This window comes from uncultured Muriicola sp., from assembly GCF_947258935.1.
Classification (GTDB): domain Bacteria; phylum Bacteroidota; class Bacteroidia; order Flavobacteriales; family Flavobacteriaceae; genus Muriicola.
The window spans coordinates 858-22243 of record NZ_CAMYKH010000076.1 but is presented as its reverse complement, the minus strand read 5'-3'; the positions used below and the strand labels follow the sequence as shown (position 1 = coordinate 22243).

17 protein-coding genes and 1 other RNA gene are annotated in these 21386 nt (G+C 41.0%); 9 read left to right on the top strand and 9 right to left on the bottom strand.

Annotation, left to right across the window (positions count from 1 at the left end; all coding sequences use genetic code 11):
• Positions 1-436: 436 nt before the first annotated feature.
• Positions 437-835: a transfer-messenger RNA gene (gene ssrA / locus Q0X72_RS11515) on the bottom strand.
• A 106-nt stretch (positions 836-941) separates the two neighbouring features.
• Between ssrA and Q0X72_RS11510 the strand changes: the two genes are divergently transcribed.
• Positions 942-2150: an NAD(P)-dependent oxidoreductase gene (locus Q0X72_RS11510; protein ID WP_297765466.1), complete on the top strand. Its 1209-nt coding sequence runs from the start codon at positions 942-944 to the stop codon at positions 2148-2150.
• Between the two features lie 279 nt (positions 2151-2429).
• Positions 2430-2696: a hypothetical protein gene (locus tag Q0X72_RS11505; protein ID WP_297765463.1), complete on the top strand. Its 267-nt coding sequence runs from the start codon at positions 2430-2432 to the stop codon at positions 2694-2696.
• A 77-nt stretch (positions 2697-2773) separates the two neighbouring features.
• Here Q0X72_RS11505 and kdsA read toward each other — a convergent pair whose 3' ends face one another.
• Complete coding sequence (kdsA, locus tag Q0X72_RS11500) at positions 2774-3592, bottom strand: 3-deoxy-8-phosphooctulonate synthase (RefSeq protein ID WP_297765461.1); 819 nt, start codon at positions 3590-3592, stop codon at positions 2774-2776.
• Between the two features lie 154 nt (positions 3593-3746).
• Here kdsA and typA point away from each other — a divergent pair, with 154 nt between their 5' ends.
• Positions 3747-5546 carry a translational GTPase TypA gene (typA, locus tag Q0X72_RS11495; protein ID WP_297765458.1) on the top strand — a complete coding sequence of 600 codons (1800 nt, stop codon included), beginning with the start codon at positions 3747-3749 and terminating at the stop codon, positions 5544-5546.
• A gap of 38 nt (positions 5547-5584) precedes the next feature.
• On the opposite strand, the gene ppgK is transcribed toward typA, so the two are convergent.
• The 6 genes from ppgK to Q0X72_RS11465 all read right to left on the bottom strand — a co-directional run bounded on the left by ppgK (position 5585) and on the right by Q0X72_RS11465 (position 11747).
• Positions 5585-6334, bottom strand: coding sequence for a polyphosphate--glucose phosphotransferase (gene ppgK, locus Q0X72_RS11490; protein ID WP_297765456.1), 750 nt, complete (start codon positions 6332-6334; stop codon positions 5585-5587).
• A gap of 87 nt (positions 6335-6421) precedes the next feature.
• Entirely contained in the window at positions 6422-7234 is an 813-nt protein-coding gene (locus Q0X72_RS11485; RefSeq protein WP_297765454.1) for an NUDIX domain-containing protein, read from the bottom strand.
• Between the two features lie 26 nt (positions 7235-7260).
• Positions 7261-8430: an MFS transporter gene (locus Q0X72_RS11480; protein ID WP_297765452.1), complete on the bottom strand. Its 1170-nt coding sequence runs from the start codon at positions 8428-8430 to the stop codon at positions 7261-7263.
• 74 nt (positions 8431-8504) lie between these two features.
• On the bottom strand, positions 8505-9185 hold the full coding sequence (locus tag Q0X72_RS11475) for a sulfotransferase family protein (RefSeq protein ID WP_297765450.1): 681 nt from the start codon (positions 9183-9185) through the stop codon (positions 8505-8507).
• 81 nt (positions 9186-9266) lie between these two features.
• The gene (locus tag Q0X72_RS11470) at positions 9267-10973 is read right to left on the bottom strand and encodes an aryl-sulfate sulfotransferase (RefSeq protein WP_297765447.1); all 1707 of its coding nucleotides are present in this window, start codon (positions 10971-10973) and stop codon (positions 9267-9269) included.
• A gap of 90 nt (positions 10974-11063) precedes the next feature.
• Positions 11064-11747, bottom strand: a complete 684-nt coding sequence (locus Q0X72_RS11465) for a cell division ATP-binding protein FtsE (RefSeq protein WP_297765445.1) — start codon at positions 11745-11747, stop codon at positions 11064-11066.
• Between the two features lie 151 nt (positions 11748-11898).
• On the opposite strand from Q0X72_RS11465, the gene Q0X72_RS11460 reads away from it, so the two are divergent.
• The 4 genes from Q0X72_RS11460 to Q0X72_RS11445 all read left to right on the top strand — a co-directional run bounded on the left by Q0X72_RS11460 (position 11899) and on the right by Q0X72_RS11445 (position 17895).
• A complete protein-coding gene (locus Q0X72_RS11460) occupies positions 11899-14919 on the top strand; it encodes a tetratricopeptide repeat protein (protein WP_297765443.1) in 3021 nt (1006 codons plus the stop codon).
• 14 nt (positions 14920-14933) lie between these two features.
• Complete coding sequence (locus Q0X72_RS11455) at positions 14934-16685, top strand: TonB-dependent receptor (RefSeq protein WP_297765442.1); 1752 nt, start codon at positions 14934-14936, stop codon at positions 16683-16685.
• Between the two features lie 160 nt (positions 16686-16845).
• Positions 16846-17412, top strand: coding sequence for a hypothetical protein (locus Q0X72_RS11450; RefSeq protein WP_297765441.1), 567 nt, complete (start codon positions 16846-16848; stop codon positions 17410-17412).
• 54 nt (positions 17413-17466) lie between these two features.
• On the top strand, positions 17467-17895 hold the full coding sequence (locus tag Q0X72_RS11445; RefSeq protein ID WP_297765439.1) for an OmpA family protein: 429 nt from the start codon (positions 17467-17469) through the stop codon (positions 17893-17895).
• 7 nt (positions 17896-17902) lie between these two features.
• On the opposite strand, the gene Q0X72_RS11440 is transcribed toward Q0X72_RS11445, so the two are convergent.
• The gene (locus Q0X72_RS11440) at positions 17903-18694 is read right to left on the bottom strand and encodes an NIPSNAP family protein (protein WP_297765437.1); all 792 of its coding nucleotides are present in this window, start codon (positions 18692-18694) and stop codon (positions 17903-17905) included.
• Between the two features lie 184 nt (positions 18695-18878).
• Between Q0X72_RS11440 and Q0X72_RS11435 the strand changes: the two genes are divergently transcribed.
• Both Q0X72_RS11435 and Q0X72_RS11430 read left to right on the top strand, forming a co-directional pair.
• Positions 18879-19640 carry an NYN domain-containing protein gene (locus tag Q0X72_RS11435; RefSeq protein ID WP_297765435.1) on the top strand — a complete coding sequence of 254 codons (762 nt, stop codon included), beginning with the start codon at positions 18879-18881 and terminating at the stop codon, positions 19638-19640.
• A gap of 98 nt (positions 19641-19738) precedes the next feature.
• Positions 19739-21361, top strand: coding sequence for an amidohydrolase (locus Q0X72_RS11430; RefSeq protein WP_297765432.1), 1623 nt, complete (start codon positions 19739-19741; stop codon positions 21359-21361).
• The last annotated feature ends 25 nt before the right edge of the window (positions 21362-21386 follow it).

The window sequence follows — 21386 nt, the reverse complement described above, 5'->3', positions numbered from 1 at the left end:
AAGAGTTATGATTTTAATTTCAATGTTTTGCTAATATTGCTGAGCTTTCAAATAAAAATACCCATTACTATCATGATGGGCATTCCTCATTTTTCGTCATTGTTTAATTTTCACGAAATGGCCTGGTTGGGGAGATTACCTACGGTGCGCTACTGATCTGCCTTTTAGGAAATACAGCAAACTGTACTTTCAGCCCAGATGTCTAAAACCAAAAAAATCTGCTCAAGTGAACTTGGCAGATTTTTATTCTTTGTCATGGTCTTCGTTTCTGTGGGAGTAGATTTGGTCAGGAAGATTACCTGTGGTGTTCTCCTGAGCTTCCGTTCTGTAAATGCAACTACTTGTCTTTACAAGACAATCGTATTAAAACGCAAAAATCCGATGAAGTAAACTTCTCGGATTTTTCTGTTTTAATCCGCAACAAAGTTGCGCTTAATCGTGGAGCCGGGGAGATTCGAACTCCCGTCCAAACAAGCAATACCACTGCCTTCTACATGCTTAGTTCTTGTTTGATTTTCGTTGTGTACCTGACCAAAAACCGCCTAGTACACACTTAGCTTCCTTATATTTTAACCCTTAATGAAGCTAAAAGGGCTTTATGTTGATTTTTATGGTGCCCCATAACAGATCGCCATCAACAAGGGCTATCCCGGGACATCTCGCTTCTCTGCCTAGCAGAGACGAGGCTAAATCCTACTGTAATTCGGATTAAGCGGCAAGAGCGTAATTAGATTCGCCATTTAAAAAGTGTGAAATATGAGATTTACGAGCTATATCCCAGCGCTCGACATGCTTACAATGCCATTGGTCTCGCTGTCAAAAACCAGTCGGCCCCAAAATGTTAAAGAACGTTGTTTTCTAAAAAGGATTGCGAAGATACCAAAAAGTTTGTGCACCGCCCGAAATCCATGTAATTTTGAGCAAAATCTATACCAAAACCTATGACTCATTTCGGAATCATCAGAGAGCGTAAGAATCCCCCGGATAAGCGGGTAGTACTATCCCCCCACGCCTGTCAAAAAGTCCTGAATAATTTTCCTGAAGCCAGAATTACTGTTGAGCCTTCCCCTCTCCGTGTGTTTAGTGATGAGGAATACAGGGAAGCCAATATTTCCGTTGCCTCTTCCATGAAAAAGTGCGATGTGCTCATAGGCGTAAAAGAGGTCCCAATAGAATCATTGATACCTAACAAGAAATACTTTTTTTTCTCGCATACAATCAAAAAACAGCCTTATAACAGAGAATTACTAAGAGCAATACTGTCCAGGAATATTGAATTGTATGACCATGAAGTGATTACAAATGCCAAAGGAATTAGATTGGTGGCTTTTGGACGCTATGCAGGAATTGTGGGTGCGTATAATGGACTTAGGACCTATGGTTTAAAGTCCGGGCAATTCAAAATCTCAAAAGCAGAAGATCTGAAAGATAAAAAAGATCTGATCCGGGAATTACTCAAAGTTTCTTTCCCACCCATAAAAATACTATTAACGGGAAAAGGTAGGGTAGGAAACGGTGCCAAGGAGATCCTGGATGGGATGAAGCTACTTGAAGTAAGTGTGGAAGATTACCTAACCAAGACCTTCGATGTACCTGTCTACTGTCAAATTGATGTGCTGGAGTACAACAAACGAAAGGATGGACAAGTACTTGCGATGCAGGACTTCTTTGATCATCCCGAGGCCTATGAATCAAACTTTATGAGATTCGCGAAAGTGAGTGATCTTTATATTGCCGGGCATTTCTACGGGGATGGAGCACCTTTTTTGTACACCCGGGAAGATGTGAAACATCCCGAATTTAAAATTCAGGTAGTTGCAGATGTTAGCTGCGATATAGACGGGCCGGTTGCCACTACCCTTCGTGCCTCTACCATTGCTGATCCAATCTATGGGTATAACCCAGCTACTGAGGAGGAAGTGCCTTTTATGAATAAGGGGGCCATTGCAGTAATGGCAGTAGATAATCTTCCTGCGGAACTCCCAAGGGACGCCAGTGAAGGCTTTGGAGATACCTTTGTAGAAAGTGTCATCCCGGCCTTTTTTGATAATGATAAAGAAGGTATTTTGGAAAGGGCACGAATTACTCAGGAAGGAGGACTCACAGAGCGCTACGCATATTTACAAGACTATGTAGACGGGAAAGAGTAATAACTCAGTCCACAGTAACACCCAGGGCTAGCATTACGCAAAACATGAAAGTTCTCATTGGTTTTTTTTCATATGTAGAGGATTTTGCGATCCGTAGAACCTTCTCCTTCGAACCTTTGCTTTAGAAAAAAGGAATTTTTTTAGTAAGTGAATTGGGACTCTATTATTTTATAGGTGTTTAAGAACCAATCAAGGAACCCTTTAAGGGAAAGTGGATTATATGAGCTTTATTCTTTAAATATTTTCATATATTAGGTAGCTTTTTAAACCATATCACCGGTGAAATTTAATTGGATTATTTCAAGGGACATTGATGACGACTTTAGGCGGTACTGCATTGATCTGGAGTATAAATTAAGGCCGAAGATCACAAAGTTCCTTATGTCTCGTTTAGATGAGGAGTTTGGTGGAGATTACTCATGTTTTCATTTTGATGTTGATATGGTAACGGAAAATATCAGCATCTCCAACAAAACGCCGGTAGAATATATCAGCCTGTTTTCATCCGATTTTGAAAGAGAGATCAATGGTACATGTTGTACCTAAGCTCCGTATAATAGGAAGGTCGGATGTATTACTTCATCTTTGAACGATTCCAACCTTTTGGAAATATGCGAATAGATCTACAATTGATTTATAGTTTCCCTCAGTCTCGTCAATTGAGTTAATAGTGTTTCTAATTTGTCCAATGGCAGCATATTGGCGCCATCACTTTTTGCATTGGCAGGATCAAAATGGGTTTCCATGAAGAGTCCGTCTACTCCGGCCGCAATGCCCGCCCTGGCCATAGTACTGATTAGGGCCGGTCTACCGCCGGTTACACCGGAGGTCTGGTTGGGTTGCTGCAGTGAATGAGTGACATCAAGGACAACAGGTGCGTATTGTTTCATGGTTGGTACCCCCCTGAAATCAACTATCATATCCTGATATCCAAACATGGTTCCCCGATCCGTAATAATAACCTGATCATTACCGGAATCTGTAACCTTGGCTACTGCGTGTTTCATGCTTTCCGGACTCATGAATTGCCCTTTTTTAAGATTTATGGTCTTCCCCGTTTCGGCGGCAGCGATCACCAGATCTGTCTGACGCACCAGGAAAGCCGGGATCTGTAAAATATCTACGTATTCTGCAGCCATCTTGGCATCGGAGATCTCATGAATATCTGTGACCGTGGGCACCTTAAAGGTTTCGGAGACCTTGCGTAAGATCTTCAATGCCTTCTCATCTCCAATTCCCGTAAAAGAATCTACCCTGCTTCTGTTGGCCTTCTTAAAACTTCCCTTGAACACATATGGTATCTTAAGACGGTCTGTAACTTCCATTATGTGCTCTGCGATCCGCAGGGCCATGTCTTCACCTTCAATGGCACACGGACCTGATAACAGAAAGAACTGATTACTATCCGTATTTTTTAATTGGGGAATTTTAGTGAGATCCATGCTTACTATTTTGGGTAAAGGTAGGAATTTGAATAGACATATTTTTGTGCTGTGATTTGTAGAGAACTACCTCTAAACCAGTGTCATAAAAAAAATACAACTTTGTATACACGTGCCAAAAATAGCAGTATCTTTGCCGGCTCAAAAGAAATAGATGTCTACTACAAAGAACATTGCCATTATTGCCCACGTTGACCACGGTAAAACTACCCTGGTTGATAAGATTCTTCACTATTGTCAGTTGTTTCGTGAGAACGAAAAAACCGGCGATCTCATTCTGGACAACAACGATCTTGAGAGAGAACGAGGGATCACCATTGTTTCTAAGAATGTATCGGTGACCTACAAAGGGACCAAGATCAATATTATTGATACTCCCGGTCACGCCGATTTTGGAGGTGAAGTTGAACGTGTTTTAAACATGGCAGATGGAGTATTATTGCTTGTAGATGCTTTTGAAGGTCCTATGCCTCAAACTCGTTTTGTTTTACAAAAAGCATTAAACCTTGGTTTAAAACCATGTGTTGTGATCAATAAGGTTGATAAAGAGAATTGTACTCCGGAAGAGGTACACGAAAAAGTATTCGACCTGATGTATGAGTTGGGCGCCGAAGAATGGCAACTCGATTTTCCTGTGGTCTATGGTTCTGCCAAACACAACTGGATGAGCGATGACTGGAAGAAACAAACTACCAGTATAGAACCTTTGCTGGAAATGGTCCTGGACCATATTCCCACTTTTAAACCAGAACAGGGAAATACGCAAATGCTGATCACCTCTCTCGATTATTCTTCTTTTACCGGGAGGATCGCTATTGGACGCTTGCAAAGGGGAACCTTAAAAGAAGGTCAGCAAATTATTTTGGTGAAAAGGGATGGTAGTAAAGTAAAATCCAAGATCAAAGAACTATACACTTTTGAAGGTCTGGGAAGAATAAAGGTGAGTGAAGTTGTCACCGGGGACATCTGTGCCTTGGTTGGGCTCGAAGGTTTTGACATTGGCGATACCGTTGCCGATAGTGAAGATCCACAGGGATTAAAGACCATAGCAATAGACGAACCTACTATGAGTATGTTATTTACTATCAATGATAGTCCATTCTTTGGCAAAGATGGTAAATATGTTACTTCCAGACATATTAAAGAACGCCTGGAAAAAGAACTGGAAAAGAATCTTGCTCTCAGGTTAGAGGAAACAGATAGTGCAGACAAGTTCATGGTCTTTGGAAGAGGAGTACTTCATTTGTCTGTCTTGATAGAAACCATGCGGAGAGAAGGTTATGAGTTGCAGATAGGTCAGCCACAGGTAATAATTCGTGAATTCGATGGTGTAAAATGCGAACCTATTGAGCAATTGACCATTGACCTGCCAGAAAGTGTTTCCGGAAAGGCCGTAGAAATGGTATCTATCCGTAAAGGAGAGATGATCAGCATGGAATCTAAAGGAGAACGGATGGTATGCGAATTCCTGATCCCTTCCAGAGGAATTATCGGTCTGCGAAATCAATTGTTAACAGCAACCGCCGGTGAAGCTATCATGACCCATAGGTTTATGGAATACCAACCTATGAAGGGCGATATTCCTCAACGTCAGAATGGATCTTTGGTTTCTATGGAACTAGGAAAAGCCATTCCTTATTCTATAGATAAGTTACAGGAAAGAGGCCGTTTCTTTATTGATCCGGGAGAAGATATATATGAGGGTCAGGTTATTGGGGAGAACTCAAGAGGGGATGACATGACCATTAATGTCACCAAGACCAAAAAACTTTCCAATGTTCGTTCGTCAGGGGCCGATGATAAAGCCAAGATTGTTCCTGCGATGAAATTTTCCCTGGAAGAAGCGCTTGAATATATTCAAAAGGATGAGTATGTTGAAGTTACTCCAAAGCACATTCGCTTACGCAAGATCTATCTCACTGAGGTAGACAGGAAACGGAACAAATTAGCATAAAAAAAGCGCCATATAGGCGCTTTTTTTATTTCTATTACTTAATCCATGGGAGCCGGATGCATGGCAGCTGCAGCCGCACCAATGATCCCGGCATGATTTTGAAGTCCGGCCGGTATCACTGGAGTCTCAATGGTTATATATTCTTTAAATTCATCGAAATCTTTAGAAGTGCCACCCCCTAAAATAATAAGGTCTGGAGCAATTATTAAATCGACGTACTCCAAAAATGTGTTAAAGCGTTGTCCCCATTCTTCGTACGAAATTCCTTCCCGTTCTTTGGCAGAGGCTGCCGCCCAGTCCTCGATCTTTATAAAATCTTTATAAGGAATATGACCTAGTTCAAAATTGGGAATAAGCTCTCCGTTCCAAAATGCACCACTACCTAGTCCGGTGCCTATGGTTATCATGACCACAAAACCGCTTCTTCCTTTTCCAATGCCATAATTCATGGTAGCATATCCGGCAGCATCGGCATCATTTATAATCGTCACCGGCAATCCCGTGGCCTCGCTGAAAAGTTCTTTGACATTGACATTCAACCATTTCTTGTGAAGATTTCCTCTGGACTTACATATTCCATGTCTGACGGTAGTGGGAAATCCACAGCCCACCGGACCATTGTAATCAAAATGGTCAACGATCTCTTTTACCACTTTTGCCATAGGTTTTGGCTTTCGGGAAGGTGGCGTTGGAATACGGAAGCGTTCTGAAAGCATTTCTCCTGTGATTGAATTAACTAAGGCACCTTTCATGCCCGAACCTCCAATGTCAATTCCCAGTACTGTCATATTAAATTGTAAATGTCGGCGTATTGTGCCTTGTTAGTCGGGCGTAAAAGTAACAAAAAACTGCTAGAAGAGATTATACATATCAGATCACATTCGGTCTTCTGATCTAAGATGGTCAAAGATAACTTTACATACTTCAGACACTTTATCTTTCTCCTGATAACTTAGCCATGCCATTTCTTCAATCTCCGAATCTAACTGTAATTCCCCTTTATATGTTGCTTCATAACAAGTCATGCGAACTAATTTTCCAGGAGGTTTGCCATCTGCCTGTGCTTCAAATACCCTAATGAATTGAAAGCTGTGAGGATTTAAAGTGACTTGTAATTCTTCTTTTATTTCACGTGTCAAAGCCTTCAGATCCGATTCTCCTTTATCCCTTTTTCCACCTGGCAGATAGAACAAGGATTTGTCTTTGCTGCGAACACAAAGAATACGCTTTTCCCGAAGTAAGATCCAGGCGAGTTTATCAATAGTATTTTCTGATGGTTCTACGTAGTAATCAATGGAATTTAAAGAATGATTGGGATCTATAGCGTCCAGGAAACGATCGATTCCATTTCCAAATACTGTGAGCATCCCTAACTTTTTATTTCTTCCCAGGGCACTGGAAATTGTTTCATCTCGGTTGCCAAAGAGGTATCCGCCTTTTTGTATCCAAAGGAGATTCAATAAATGCTGCATAAGAACATTTCCCAATTGATCTATTGAAACGGCAATTTTTAAGAGGTACTCGCCAAGACCTTTTAGCCCTCCTTTGAGCAAGGTGTAAAAGAATCCATAAATAAGACCAAGAGGCCCGGTAATAAGAAGTAGTAGCACCGAAATAAAAAATAGTAAAACCCCAATTAAGGGATGCATTTTCTTATCGGGCTCTAAAAGCTTTTTTTTCCGTATCACCTTGTTTCACTTTGACTTTACTAAGATTAATTTGCAGATTTCAAACTTGGTTGAGACCAGTACCACAGGATGAACAAAAAGCCCACTACAAATAAGATGATCCCGAGCCCATAGAATAATTGGGCTTGTGTAAAATAATCCAAAAAGGGTAGAAGTACAATAGGTGACAAAAACTGACCCATAAACCAAAAGGTAGTAAGTCTTCCTATTTCCCTCCCACGAATTTCTAATGGAGCTAACTGCATGACCCAGACATTGGCGTTTGGGATCATCAGACCCATTCCCAGACCCCCAAATAACATTCCCAGGAGCACCATGGAATATGAATTGCCAAAAGCAAAAGAGAGGAATGCCAGAGCCAGTAAAATATAGCCAATCCCGAAGATCTGTCTAAACCCGAACATGTCTTTTATCCGACTGAACGAAAAGGAAGAAATGGCAGAAAAAAAAGTGGCAGAAGCAACCGCAATGCCTATCAGGGAATTTTTTTCTATTCCAATAGATTTTAAATAAAATGGGATCTGAACAGGTATAATAAAGAAGATGATCCAAATGAGCATTACATTGCCAAAAACCAGCCAAATTATAGCAGGTGACTTCTTAGGCTCTGAGATCTTTTGAACATTGACAGATGTAACAGGCTCTTTTAAGAACAGATAAGTGGCCGGCAGAAGAAGAAGGGAAAAAAGATAGAGGAGAAAAGGAACCCGCCATCCAATATCTGCCAGTACTCCACCCAGGGTTATAAAAATAATACCCCCGATAGACATGACGGCGATCTGTAAACCGGCAAATTTTTGTCGTGCCTTTCCCTGATAATAATCTGCGACCAGTGTTGTGACAATGGTCATGGTTATTCCAACGCAGATGCCAAGAAGCGCCCTACCTGCCAGAATAAGATATATATCATTTAAATAATATCCTGAGGTTCCTCCAATGGCATAAAAAATAAGTGCCGCCCCCAGTAGTTTTAGCCTTCCTATTTTATCAATGATTATACCCGCGATAATTGCACTGAGCGCAATAAAAAGCCCAGGGAACGACAAGCTAAGTTTAACAAGTGCCGCGCCGTTAGGTTGCAGTTCAAAGGTCTTCGTCATATCCGGAAGTGAAGCCGAAATAGTGATCATAGACATAATGGTAAGGCTGCTAACCAACAAAATAGTTGCCTTTACTTGCCAGGTTTCAGAATTCATAGATTGGTCTGGTAATAGATACCTCTTAGATTTTCGCTAACGAGGCATTCGTTAAAATGAAAGCGAACAAAACTTTAAGCCATCTGACCCTTCATAAGTTTGGGAAGCATTTCCTTAAAGTTCTCTTTCTTGTTCAAATGTGGCAATGGTTCTGAAGGTTCCTTTACCCCCAGGAATTTGCAAAGAGGAGCCCAGCCATCCCGAACATCGTAGACCAGTAATTTTTCTTTTGGAACGTAGCGTTTTACCGAAGCCAGATGTTCTTCCCAAACTTTTTTGGCGTGTGCCTTGTTCTCAAAATTTCCATCTAGCTCTCCTGCAAAGAAGGTCTTTTTAAAGAATTTGATACATTTCACAACATTTCTTGCTCTGCTACTGAACAGCAGTTTCCCCATCATTTTAATTTTTTCTCCGGGTGTTTGCGGACCAGCACGGAATACAGTGCTATCCACACTTTTATACCAGGCCTCGAAATCTCGTACCGTTAATATCACTTTGGCATCCGGATATCGTTTCATATGTTCTTTGTACCATGGGTACCCGGGAAAATCCACTGTGGCATCATACCCTTTATAAAGTCCATCCCAGTCGGTATCTCCGGTTTCGGACAAGGTTTTCCAGTAATGTAAATTATGGGGGTTTACCAGAAGTTCTTTCATATGATATACATGATTGAACCCCAGTGTTTCTAGTGATTGTTTTAAGGTGGTAGTTCCCGTCCTTGGAAATCCGGCTCCTATTATTTTGATAGACATAATTATTATTTTTTAGTTGGTTGAACTTCTTGTGTTGGTTCTTGTGTTGGTTCTGGTTCTGGTTCTGGCGGTGGCGGCATTTTAAAAACAAAGGGCTCTGGTTGTGGTTTTATAGGTTTCAGATCCTTGCCGGAATTCTGGTTCTGGCGGTGGCGGCATTTTAAAAACAAAGGGCTCTGGTTGTGGTTTTATAGGTTTCAGATCCTTGCCGGAAAGCCCTGGATAGTCTTTCTGATAGAAAGTACTTCTAAAGACCCCATATATAAAGGGACCAACGGGTTGTGACACCGAGCCATCGGGTAACTTATAGTCGTATTTATATGGATTCCAATATTCCCAAACTACTTCTTTGTTCTCGTCAATTTCTATAAAACGACCCTGCATCCCCTGAGTAATAAGGGTGTGACCATTTTTTAGTCGTTGAGCTCCGGAAATAAAAGCTGAATAAAATGAATATTTATCTGGTGCAATATATGACCAGTCGGGCTCAGCAGGACCAAAGGCACCATTTTCATCAAATGTATAATTTCCTTTATCGTTTGTTGGAATAGCCCATTCATATACAGCAGAGTAATTCCCAACATCTCCAATTTTCACATTCATCTCCGGCGTATTTGCTCCGCCTAAAGCCGCCCACATAGAGGGGAATTTATTATCGGGGTGAGGAATGTCATTGTTGTAGACCATAAGCTTTCCTTCTCCGGGATATCCCTTCGGGATCCATTTAACGTCGTGTTGTCCATGCAGGATTTGGTCTTCCTTGGCACCCTTACCATAATTGGCCAGATTGCCCCATCGGTAAAGAAGATCTCCGCCATGGCCGTACTTGCCTCCGGTGCTTCCCTTGGCTTCCGCGGTAGTTGTGCTATGATCTAACACATAAATTTCACCAAATCCGGGAACACTGATAGCTATCTGATCTAAACCCGGGCTATACGAGACGGCATTGGTATGTGCTATATCAGAACCCCGATTATCTACCGTTGCATTGGAGGTCATAAAGCCCATTTTTTTCATATTGGCCACTTGTTCTTCGGTCATTGGCGGACCAGCCTCTGCACTCGCGGTATTGATGTTGATCTTCCCGGGGTTTTCAGCAACTACCCCATAATTATTTTTTGTGTCATCAAGATCTTGTATTAAATGATCTTGCATGCGCCATTCCCAGACTATCTTGCCATCATTGGGTTTAATAGGCTGTATTTCAATGATCTTGTCTAGCCAAATACCTGCCTTGGGTATATGTTCGGGGTCTTTACCAGCCATTTCAGCTTCCTTAGGTGTTAAGGCGTCATAGGAAATAGCCAGGATATTGCCATTGGGCATGATCTCAATATCATGATGGGTCAACTCCTTTTCATTGTAATATTTAAAATCCCATAAGATGTTTCCATCCCAATCATATTCCCGAATCCTGCCAGATTGACCACCGGCAGCAAACGTGGGAAAGTTCTCATCCCGTTCCATTCTTATGAGATGACCATTGGGTTGCAAATAAGAATTCATGGAATTCAAGTCGGAGGCCCAGGTATGAACCACTTCTCCTTGTTTGTTAAGTAAAAAAGTTAAAGTACCGTTAGATGGTTCGTAGAGTACATAACCATCAGCGCCCATCTCAGAATTATATATAAGACCCCTATCGGCGGTTACTCCTGAAAGGCTACGAGTATCATCTGGGCTCCATTCGCGTACTACCGCTACAGATGCAGTATCCTTGGCAGGAACATCAGATTTGCATGAAAAAAGGGTAATTACTAAAGCGGAAAGAAATAGTTCTTTTAGATTCATGGTTTAAATTAATTGGTTGGTTGGTGAAAGAAAGATACGCTTTTTTTAAATATTTTTTTTTAATTGTTCACTAGAAGATAAGAAGAGTATTCAGACTGCTTTTTGAACTACTTCAAAGACCTTATTACCATCGCATTTTAGTGTTTTAGATGGATATTTCAGGATGAGGGCATAATCATGAGTGGCCATTAGTATGGTACGGCCGGTCTTATTGATATCTTGTAAGACCTTCATGACCTCTACACTGGTTTGTGGATCCAGATTTCCCGTAGGCTCATCAGCGAGGATCAGTTCTGGGTCATTTAAAAGGGCTCTTGCAATAGCAATACGCTGTTGTTCCCCACCGGAAAGTTCATGTGGAAATTTAAATCCTTTGGTTTTCATTCCTACTTTTTCCAAAACCTCATCGATCTTGGCGTTCATCAGAACATTGTCTGTCCAGCCGGTAGCTTTCAACACAAACAGCAAGTTCTTATTTATATTTCTATCAGGCAGTAGTTTGAAATCTTGAAAGACGATTCCCAATTTTCTTCGTAAGTAGGGGATTTTTTTCTCCTCAAGGGTCTTTAAATTAAACCCCACAACTCTGCCATGACCTTGTTTTAAGGGGAGATCGGCATATAGGGTTTTCATAAAACTACTTTTTCCACTCCCGGTTTTTCCTATGAGATAAACAAATTCACCTTTCCGCACTTCCAGATTAATGTCATTAAGGACTAAATTTTCCTTTTGGAAAACAGATACTTCTTTCAAGCTGAGAATGGGTTCTTCCATGAGGGGTATTTGTTGATATAAAAGTAATAAGTTCTAAAGGATAAAAAGGGGAGCATACTTAAAAATCTTTTTCTTTGGTTGGTTTATACTGCAAAACCATATTTAGCGTTACTATGTCAAATACGGTAATTCTTAATAGCCCTAGAACACTATGCGAAAGAAAATCACCGCCTTATCCCTTGTCTGTCTTGGGCTGCTTTTTACAGCCAATGCCCAGGAATCCAGGATCTACACCCATGATGAAAGGCAGTATCAGGAGGCACTAGACCTTTACAACAACAAGCAATATCAGGCAGCACAGACACTTTTTCAAAAAGTAAATGGAAGTACCAGCAATGAGGAAACAGCTGCGAATAGTGCGTATTTTGTTGCGAATGCAGCGGTAAGACTAAATCAGTTAGGTGCAGACCGACTCATGGAAGACTTTGTAGAAAAGTATCCTACTTCTACTAAACGAGATGCCGCTTTTCTGGATGTAGCGGACTATTATTTTGAGAATGGTAAATATCCCTATGCTCTTAAGTGGTACAAAAGGGCTGGGCAGAGTAACATTCCAAAGAAAGACAGGGAGCGATTCAATTTTAATATGGGATATTCCTTGTATGCCTCAAAGAAAACCCGGGAAGCGGAATCCTATTTTAATAAGGTTTCTAATTCTCCTGTTTATGGTGCACAGGCCAAATACTATCTTGGATTTATTGCCTATCAGGAAGATGATTACGAGGAAGCGAGTGCACGTTTTGACCAGATCACAGATCAGGAAGTATTAGATGAAAAGCTTTCTTATTTTCAAGCTGATCTCAATTTTAAACTTGGAAATTTTGAAGAGGCTATTGCCTTGGGCAAAAAACAATTACCAAAGTCGGATAGGACAGAGATCTCCGAGCTTAATAAGATCATTGGAGAAAGCTATTTCAACCTGAAGCAATATGACAATGCCATTCCATATCTTGAGCAATACCGGGGTAAACGAGGCAGATGGAACAATACAGATTATTATCAATTAGGCTATTGTTATTACCAACAAGAGGACTATGCCAATGCTATTCTTCAATTTAATAAGATCATTGACGGGAACAATAGCGTAGCCCAAAATGCCTATTATCACTTAGCAGAATGCTATTTGAAACTCGATAAGAAACAAGAGGCCCTGAATGCCTTCAGGAATGCTTCACAAATGGACTTTAGTCCTGAGATCCAGAAAGACGCGTATTTAAATTATGCTCGCCTAAGTTATGATATTGGAAATGCCTACGAACCAGTTTCAGAGGTGTTATCATCCTATTTGGATCGCTACCCAAAAGATGCTAATACATCAGAATTACAAGAGTTATTAGTAGACTCTTACCTTACTTCCAAGAATTTTAAAGGTGCTTTGGAACTACTTGAGAAAAATAATAATTATGCCAATAAGACCACCTTTCAAAAGGTAGCCTTTTACCGCGGTGTGGAGTTGTTTTTAGATGGTGATTATACTGAGACTATTAAGGTGATGAGTTTAGCAGTAAAAAGTGACGCCGACGCTATATTTACTGCAAGAGCAAGATACTGGAAGGCCGAGGCCAGTTATTTATTAAATCGATTTGATGAGGCGCTGCCAGACTTTATCCAGTTTCAACAAAGCGGTGTAGCAAGCAGCACCCAGGAATTTAAGGACTTAGATTACAACCTTGGGTATACCTATTTTAAATTAAAGGATTACGGTACTGCAAGTAACTATTTCAAGGAATATTCAAAAAGATCTGCCACGGATCCAAAAGCTTTAGATGCAGTAGTGAGATTGGGAGACTGTTATTTTGTAACCAGCAAATATGAGGCTGCCATAGATGCTTATTCGCAATATGGAAGGGGTAATGGAGCAGAAAAGGACTATGCGGCTTTTCAAAAAGCGGTTAGTTACGGATTTGTAGGTAAAAATGACACAAAAATATCCGAGCTCAAAAAATTCCTTTCTCAATATCCAGGATCTACCTTAAAAGATGATGTGCTTTTTGAACTGGGCAATTCATTTATCCGCGATAACCGAGAAAAAGAAGGATTACAAGCTTACGATCAACTTGTTAGGGAGTACAGAGGAAGTAGTTTGGTTCCTCAGGCCCTGTTAAGACAAGGTTTGGTGCATTATAACGCCAACAGGAATAATGAGGCCTTATTAAAGTTTAAGGCAGTCGTAAACGATTTTCCAAAGACCCAGGAAGCTGTGCAAGCAGTTAATACCGGAAAATTGGTCTATATGGATATGGGAAGAGTTAATGAATACGCAGCATGGGTCAGGAATCTCGATTTCGTTGAGGTTTCAGATGTTGAATTAGATAATGCTACCTATGAATCTGCAAACAAGCAAAATTTAGAGGGGAAAGATGCCGCTGCAATCAGGGGATATGAGAATTACCTAAAGGAATTCCCCTCGGGCATGCATACTATGCCGGCCAACTTTGCACTGGCACAATTGTATTTCTCAAAAGGAGAAAATGACAAGGCCCTTAAGTCGTATCAATATGTAGCAGACAGAGGAGGTAGCGAATATTCTGAGCAAGCGCTTACCAGAGTATGTGAATTGTTGATGGCGAAAAGTAATACCAAAGCTGCCATGCCCTATTTAATTCAATTGGAAAATACAGCAGATATACCTCAGAATCGCATTTATGCTCAGCAGAATTTGATGAAGGTTTATTTTGAACAAAAAGAGTATGCCCGAACGTTGGTCTATGCTGATAAAGTGTTGGGTAGTTCCAATGTAGATGATCGAATTAGAAGCGATGCTCATGTGATGATTGCCAGATCTGCCATGAAAACAGGTGATGAGACCACAGCAGAAACTGCCTATAAGGAAGTGTCAAAGATCGCAAGTGGTTCTACAGCGGCTGAAGCCCTGTACTACGACGCTTATTTTAAGCGAAATAGAAAAGAGTACGAAGCGAGTAATACTGCGGTTCAAAAATTAGCCAAGGAGTACGCTACCTACAAAGAATGGGGAGGAAAAGGATTGCTTATAATGGCGCAAAATTTCTATGCACTTGGCGATGCCTTCCAGGCAACATACATTCTGGATAGTGTAATCGCAAATTTTGAGCAATTCCCGGCGATCGTAGAAGATGCAAAGCGAGAATTAGCAACGATAAAAGCCAAGGAAGCCGAACGCAACGCCTCTGTTAATCCTGAGGGGAACTAATTTAAGTGGTATTTATGCAAAAGAAGATTCAATTATCAATTATAGCAGGCTTTAGCCTTATTTTGGGGGCTTTTGGACAGGACGAAAAAGACCTGGGTACCGAAACGGTAACGGTGGTAAAACCGTATTCACCCACAGTTTCAGATGCCTTTAAAATTAAGTCCGCACCTATCTTAAACGATTCTATCGTCCTTGCGAAGAAGGAGATCCGTTATAGTATCTTTTCGGTGCCTGTTGCTTCCACTTTTACACCGGCAAAAGGCAAGGCTGCAACAGTACAGAAAGCTACCCCGGAAAAACTATATAATTCATATGTCTCACTGGGCCTCGGTAATTTTAACAATGCACTGCTCGACTTTTACACCAGCAGGGATATAGATCGAGGGAATAAACGTGTAGATATTGGGCTTAATCATTTTTCTTCCAGGGGGGATCTGGATTTCACCCCTTTGGATACTGATTTTTACAATACAAAATTAGAAGCTGCCTATTCTAATAGGGGACGCGATTTTGACTGGGGGATCAGTTCAGCGGCCAGACATCAGCTTTACAATTGGTATGGTCTTCCGGAGGGTGTTTTCGATGAGGTCACCATAGCGGGGATAGATGAAAAACAACAATATTTTAATGTGGAACTGGGTGCTCACCTCAATCAGGAAGATTCCTTCTTAAGTAAGGGAGAGGTGTTAGTAAAGAGATTTTGGGACAAGGTAGAATCTGCCGAGAACAGGGGCCTTATTTCAACTACCTTTAATTTTCCATTGAGTGAAGAAGACCTAACCATAACAGTAAAAGGAGATTATGTTGGAGGAGAATTCATAAATGCCGATGTAAACAATACCGCCAATACACCGGCTATTCCATACTCACAATTTCAAGTGGGGATCAGTCCCAGTATTCTTATCGTCAAAGATGAACTTAGTTTAAACCTGGGGGCAAATCTGGTCTACGGCATGGATGGAGAGACCAATGAAAGCAATTTCTATATTTATCCGCAAGTAACCGCGTCGTATCGTTTGCTGGAAGATATGGTTATTGTTTACGGAGGGGTTACCGGGCAATTAACACAAAATTCTTATGCTGACTATGTAGATGATAATCCTTATGTATCACCAACCCTGACAATTCAGCCTACAGATCAGCAATACGATGCCAGAATTGGTTTTAAGGGGCAGCTATTTCCCAATCTGAGCTACAATATTAGAGGATCTTACTCGGCAGAGAACAGAAAACCCTTATTCAAACTCAACCCTCAAAACAGTTTTAGGGATGATGAAAAGGGGTATTATTATGGCAATTCCTTTGAGGTCTTTTACGATGATGTAAAAACGCTTGGGATCTTCGGAGAGCTTAATGTAGATATTAACCGCAATTTTACTTTAGGGGTCAACGCTTCTATTTACGAATATGATACAGAGACAGATAATCCTGCATGGAACTTACCAAATTTAAAAGGATCACTTTTTATGGATTATCAGATAGATGAGCAATGGTTTATGGGAGCCAATATATTCTTTGTAGGGGAGCGAGAGGATCTAAGTGCCGTTGTGATCCCCAATACACAACCTTCAGACTACCCGGCCAGCATTCTAACCTTAGATAGTTATTTCGATGCAAACGCGCATATAGGATACCGATTGAGCGAGCAACTTTCAATTTTTGCGAAAGCGAGCAATCTTGCCAACAATGACTATCAACAATGGGCCAATTTTAGGGTTCAGAGTTTCCAGATCCTTGCAGGGGCCACTTATAAATTCGATTTTTAGGTTCAGCTTGCTGAAAATGAGGTAAATGGGTAGTAAAAGTTGCAGCTAAATGGCGCTATGCCCTAAATTGCCTACCCTTTGACGAACCAAATTGGTTTAATTCACGCTAAGACCCAGACTTTCTTTAATTTTATCTCGAGGGTTCTACAGATTTATCGCGATGAAGAAGATCACCATATATTGTATCAAGGTACTATTCCTTTGGGGGATATGTGCCGGATTTTCACAGAACCTGGTGACCAATCCTAGTTTTGAAGAGCATATAGCCTGTCCGGTTAAACTAGGAAACTTTAGTGCGGATGTAATAGGATGGAGTACCCCAACAAAAGGATCAACAGATTACTTCCATGGTTGCAGCGAGGCTATGGGAACTCCAAAAAACTTTAATGGAACACAAATCGCAGATTTTGGCGAGGGTTATGCCGGCTTTTATTTATACGCACCCAATGACTACAGGGAATACATGCAAGCCAAACTTCTTACTCCCTTAAAAAAAGGAGTAACCTATGAATTGTCCTTTTTTGTAAGTCTGGCAGAGCGTTCAGATTTTGCGATCAATGAATTTGGCGTGGTCTTTTCTGAACTGCCCCTCGATTTTGAGATACATAAGGAATTGTCAAAAATGCATCTTTACAGGGATACTAAAAATTCATTTACGTATCTGGAAATTGGCTATTCTCATTTTGCGAATGATACCAAGGATTGGATGTTGGTGTCAACACCCTAGCGTAAATTTATTTTTAAGAAAGGAGCAAAACAAGGTGCCTATTACTATGTAGATATGGTTTCTCTATCAAGTGCCGAAGCAGATGCCCCGGATGATTTAGCGGACACACCGTTGAAAAGGGAGACCTTAAGTTTGAACACTACCCATCTTTTTCAACATGTGCTCTTTGATTTTGATGAATATGAATTGGTAGAGGGTGCCAAGGCCTATTTAAAGGAAACTTATGATTTTTTAGCCTCCGATCCCAGTTTGCATATTGTGATCCATGGACATACCGATGGAGTGGGGACAATTCCCTATAATTTACGGTTATCTAATAGCCGATGTAAGGCCGTAGCCAGCTATTTTGTAGAGTTGGGCCTCCCAAAAGAACGTGTATCCTGGAAGGGTCATGGTGGAAGCTTGCCTATAGCGCTCAATTCTACTCCGGAAGGCAGACGTCAAAACAGGCGGGTAGAATTTATTCTAACCAAAATAGAATAACGGTATCCTAATAATCTGAATACGCAGTAGGCGACAATAACAGAATATTTAATTTGCTCAGATTATTGTTATAATAGGAATCATTGATAAGCCTTTGCCATTCCGGGGAATCTACAAAAGCCTTCCAAAGAAGGTCTCTTGTTTCCATATCCTTAAAAGTGGTCATATACATAAGATTGGGCATGCTTGGTCCGGCAAGCACCTCGGCATAGAACACGGCGTTAAAACCAAGTCGGTCAAAAAGTGCTACTTCGCCACCTTCATTAAACATATGTACCTTATTCATAAACAAAGCTTGGGTAGGAGATTCATAGCTCCGCAGTTCGTACACTCTATCCTCACGAATTCCTTCAACATTTGAAACCTGCATTATGGGCATTTCTTTAAAGGCCTTGAGAAAAATGGTCTCTATTCGTTGGTAGGGAGGTGCATCATGGGGTGCCTCAAGAAATGATTTATTGTTCTTCCAAAGTTCTTCATCGGTATCCAATCTTTCTTTCAAAATATCTAACGAGTTAGGAGTGCTGACAGGGTAAAGAACAAAACGCTGTAATATGCTGTCTTGTACTTCAGTTCTCCATTTGAATACCCCAACAGACGAAATTTGTTGACGTTTCAGAGCGGGGAGGAGACCATGCTGCAAATAGGAATCTGTAAGGGATTCCTGTTCTGCATTGGCCAAGGTATAGACTTGAAGGACATAATATTCTCTGCTTGAATCCTGGGCTTGCCCTTTTGTATGAAATAGGAAGAAGATCAGGACCACAAAAAAGTTAAGGCAGATTCGGATAGTCTTCATAATGCTGTATTTATTTTACTCAAACTTAAGGGTAATTGGCGTAGTATCCTACAATGACTTCACAGACAGAACATGTAAGCTCTGCTCATAATGATCAAATAATATCAATTTGAAGTTCAGAGATTCGATCTTCAATATTATATACTTTTATCAATAAAGGCCGTACTTTGTAAAAAAGAAAACAATGGATATTAATTTAGCCGTACTGATTGATGGGGATAATATTCCCTCCGCCTATGTCAAGGAAATGATGGAAGAGATTGCGAAATATGGCAATCCTACTATTAAAAGGATCTACGGGGATTGGACAAATCCAAGGCTTGGAAAGTGGAAGAATGTACTGCTCGAAAATGCCATTACACCTATTCAACAATACGGATATACCGCAGGAAAGAATGCTACAGATTCTGCCATGATCATTGATGCCATGGATGTTCTCTATTCCGGAAAGGTCAATGGCTTTTGCCTTGTGAGTAGTGATAGTGATTTTACCCGTCTTGCCACACGTCTTCGGGAAGCAGGGATGCAAGTGTTCGGTATTGGGGAGAAGAAAACACCTAATCCCTTTATTGTGGCTTGTGATAAGTTCATCTATATAGAGATCCTGAAAAAACAATCTGAAGAAAGCAGTACAGATCCGGGAGGTATCAAAACGGATAAAAAGAGCGGAGTAGACAAGGTCACCAAAAAAGATATACAATTGATCACCACAACGGTAGAAGATGTGGCAGATGATGATGGCTGGGCTTTTCTTGGTGACGTAGGGAGCCTTTTACAGAAAAAACAACCCAATTTCGATTCCCGGAATTATGGGTATCAAAAACTCACCCCTCTTATCAGTTCCCTAGGGGAATTTGATATTGAAAGACGCGAGGATGCCAAGGGAAGAAAAAAACTGATCTATGTTAAGCTAAGAGAGCATAAGACCGGCGGGGCCAAAAAATAATACATCTTCATCACTGCATTTTTCGAACGATTAAATATTACTATTTTTGGTCGGCCCGTGAATCTGGCCAGGTCATTGAATAACTAAACATTTTATGTATGAAAAAATTACTTCTGCTTGTTAGCGTGATAGCTGTATTTTCATGTGAGCCTTCCAAAGAAAAGGCAGACTTACTTGTCCTTAATGCCAATATATATACGGTAAATGATGCTTTTGAAATGGCAGAGGCCTTTGCGGTAAAAAATGGGAGATTTGTTGCCGTTGGCAGTACCTCAGAATTAAAGGATCGTTATGAGGCAACTGAGGTGATCGACGCTGAAGGCAAAACACTGATCCCGGGTCTTATTGATGCACATTGTCATTTTTACGGATTAGGTCTTAATCAACTGAAGGTAGACCTGATGGGCACCAAAAGTTATGAGGAAGTCTTACAGCGGGTAAAAGACTTTCAAACAGCGAACCCTTCAAATTTTCTTCAGGGCAGGGGATGGGACCAAAATGATTGGGAGGTTAAGGAATTTCCAATCAAGGAAGCATTGGATAAACTATTCCCAGACACACCAGTGGTTTTGGAAAGGGTAGATGGACATGCCTATCTGGTTAATCAAAAGGCGTTAGATCTTGCCGGGATCACAGCAGCTACCAAGGTATCAGGCGGTGAGATCATTAAAAAACAAGGAAAGATCACAGGCGTATTGGTTGACAATCCCATGCGGATGATAGATGACATTATTCCGGCTCTTACAAAACAAATGCAAATACAGGCCCTAAAAAATGCCGAAGAGATTTGTTTGGATTATGGCCTGACCACTGTGAATGACGCCGGACTTATGCGAAGCACAATTGAACTCATAGACAGCCTTCAACAAGCAAAGGAACTCTCCATTAGGGTATATGCGATGGTAAGTAATACACCAGAAAACCTCGATCATTATTTAAACAAAGGGATAGTGAAGACAGATCAACTCAATGTGAGATCTGTAAAGGTATATGGTGATGGAGCCTTGGGTTCACGTGGAGCGGCATTAAGAGCTCCATATTCGGATCAACCGGGCCATTTTGGAGCCATGGTTACTCCTGTGGCAGATATTGAGGCATTGGCAAACCGTATTGCAGCTTCAGACTATCAGATGAACACACATGCTATTGGCGATTCTGCCAATATTGTGGTGATGCGCGCGTATAAAAGTGCACTCAAAGATAAAAAGGACAGACGTTGGAAGGTAGAGCATGCTCAGGTTATCTCGGAAGAAGACTTTGATTATTATGAAGAGGGGATAATCCCTTCAGTTCAACCAACGCATGCCACAAGCGATATGTATTGGGCAGAAGACAGACTTGGTGAAACCAGGGTAAAGGGCGCATATGCTTTTAAAACCTTATTGGACAAAGCAGGTACCGTTGCCCTGGGAACAGATTTTCCGGTAGAACAGGTAAGTCCGTTTCTTACTTTTTATGCTGCCGTAGCTCGAATGGATATAAGCGGATATCCTGAAGGTGGCTTTCAAATGAAAGACGCACTTACAAGGGAAGAAACCCTGAAAGGAATGACTATCTGGGCGGCGTATTCCAATTTTGAAGAAGACGAAAAGGGGAGTATAGAAACTGGAAAGATGGCCGATTTTGTGATCCTTAGTGATGACATCATGACTGTACCTATGGAGGCAATACCAGGCTTGCAGGCCGAACATGTTTATTTGAATGGGGAGATGAAAAAATAAACCAATAAATAATTAAAAACAAAAA

What these genes read in the sequence shown, in the direction of transcription:
- Q0X72_RS11445 (WP_297765439.1), top strand. Translation starts at nt 17,467, where the DNA reads ATGGTTTCTCTATCAAGTGCCGAAGCAGATGCCCCGGATGATTTAGCG.
- Q0X72_RS11455 (WP_297765442.1), top strand. Translation starts at nt 14,934, where the DNA reads ATGCAAAAGAAGATTCAATTATCAATTATAGCAGGCTTTAGCCTTATT.
- Q0X72_RS11475 (WP_297765450.1), bottom strand. Translation starts at nt 9,185, where the DNA reads ATGTCTATCAAAATAATAGGAGCCGGATTTCCAAGGACGGGAACTACC.
- ppgK (WP_297765456.1), bottom strand. Translation starts at nt 6,334, where the DNA reads ATGACAGTACTGGGAATTGACATTGGAGGTTCGGGCATGAAAGGTGCC.
- Q0X72_RS11460 (WP_297765443.1), top strand. Translation starts at nt 11,899, where the DNA reads ATGCGAAAGAAAATCACCGCCTTATCCCTTGTCTGTCTTGGGCTGCTT.
- Q0X72_RS11470 (WP_297765447.1), bottom strand. Translation starts at nt 10,973, where the DNA reads ATGAATCTAAAAGAACTATTTCTTTCCGCTTTAGTAATTACCCTTTTT.
- Q0X72_RS11480 (WP_297765452.1), bottom strand. Translation starts at nt 8,430, where the DNA reads ATGAATTCTGAAACCTGGCAAGTAAAGGCAACTATTTTGTTGGTTAGC.
- typA (WP_297765458.1), top strand. Translation starts at nt 3,747, where the DNA reads ATGTCTACTACAAAGAACATTGCCATTATTGCCCACGTTGACCACGGT.
- Q0X72_RS11465 (WP_297765445.1), bottom strand. Translation starts at nt 11,747, where the DNA reads ATGGAAGAACCCATTCTCAGCTTGAAAGAAGTATCTGTTTTCCAAAAG.
- Q0X72_RS11440 (WP_297765437.1), bottom strand. Translation starts at nt 18,694, where the DNA reads ATGAAGACTATCCGAATCTGCCTTAACTTTTTTGTGGTCCTGATCTTC.
- Q0X72_RS11450 (WP_297765441.1), top strand. Translation starts at nt 16,846, where the DNA reads ATGAAGAAGATCACCATATATTGTATCAAGGTACTATTCCTTTGGGGG.
- Q0X72_RS11510 (WP_297765466.1), top strand. Translation starts at nt 942, where the DNA reads ATGACTCATTTCGGAATCATCAGAGAGCGTAAGAATCCCCCGGATAAG.
- Q0X72_RS11430 (WP_297765432.1), top strand. Translation starts at nt 19,739, where the DNA reads ATGAAAAAATTACTTCTGCTTGTTAGCGTGATAGCTGTATTTTCATGT.
- Q0X72_RS11435 (WP_297765435.1), top strand. Translation starts at nt 18,879, where the DNA reads ATGGATATTAATTTAGCCGTACTGATTGATGGGGATAATATTCCCTCC.
- kdsA (WP_297765461.1), bottom strand. Translation starts at nt 3,592, where the DNA reads ATGGATCTCACTAAAATTCCCCAATTAAAAAATACGGATAGTAATCAG.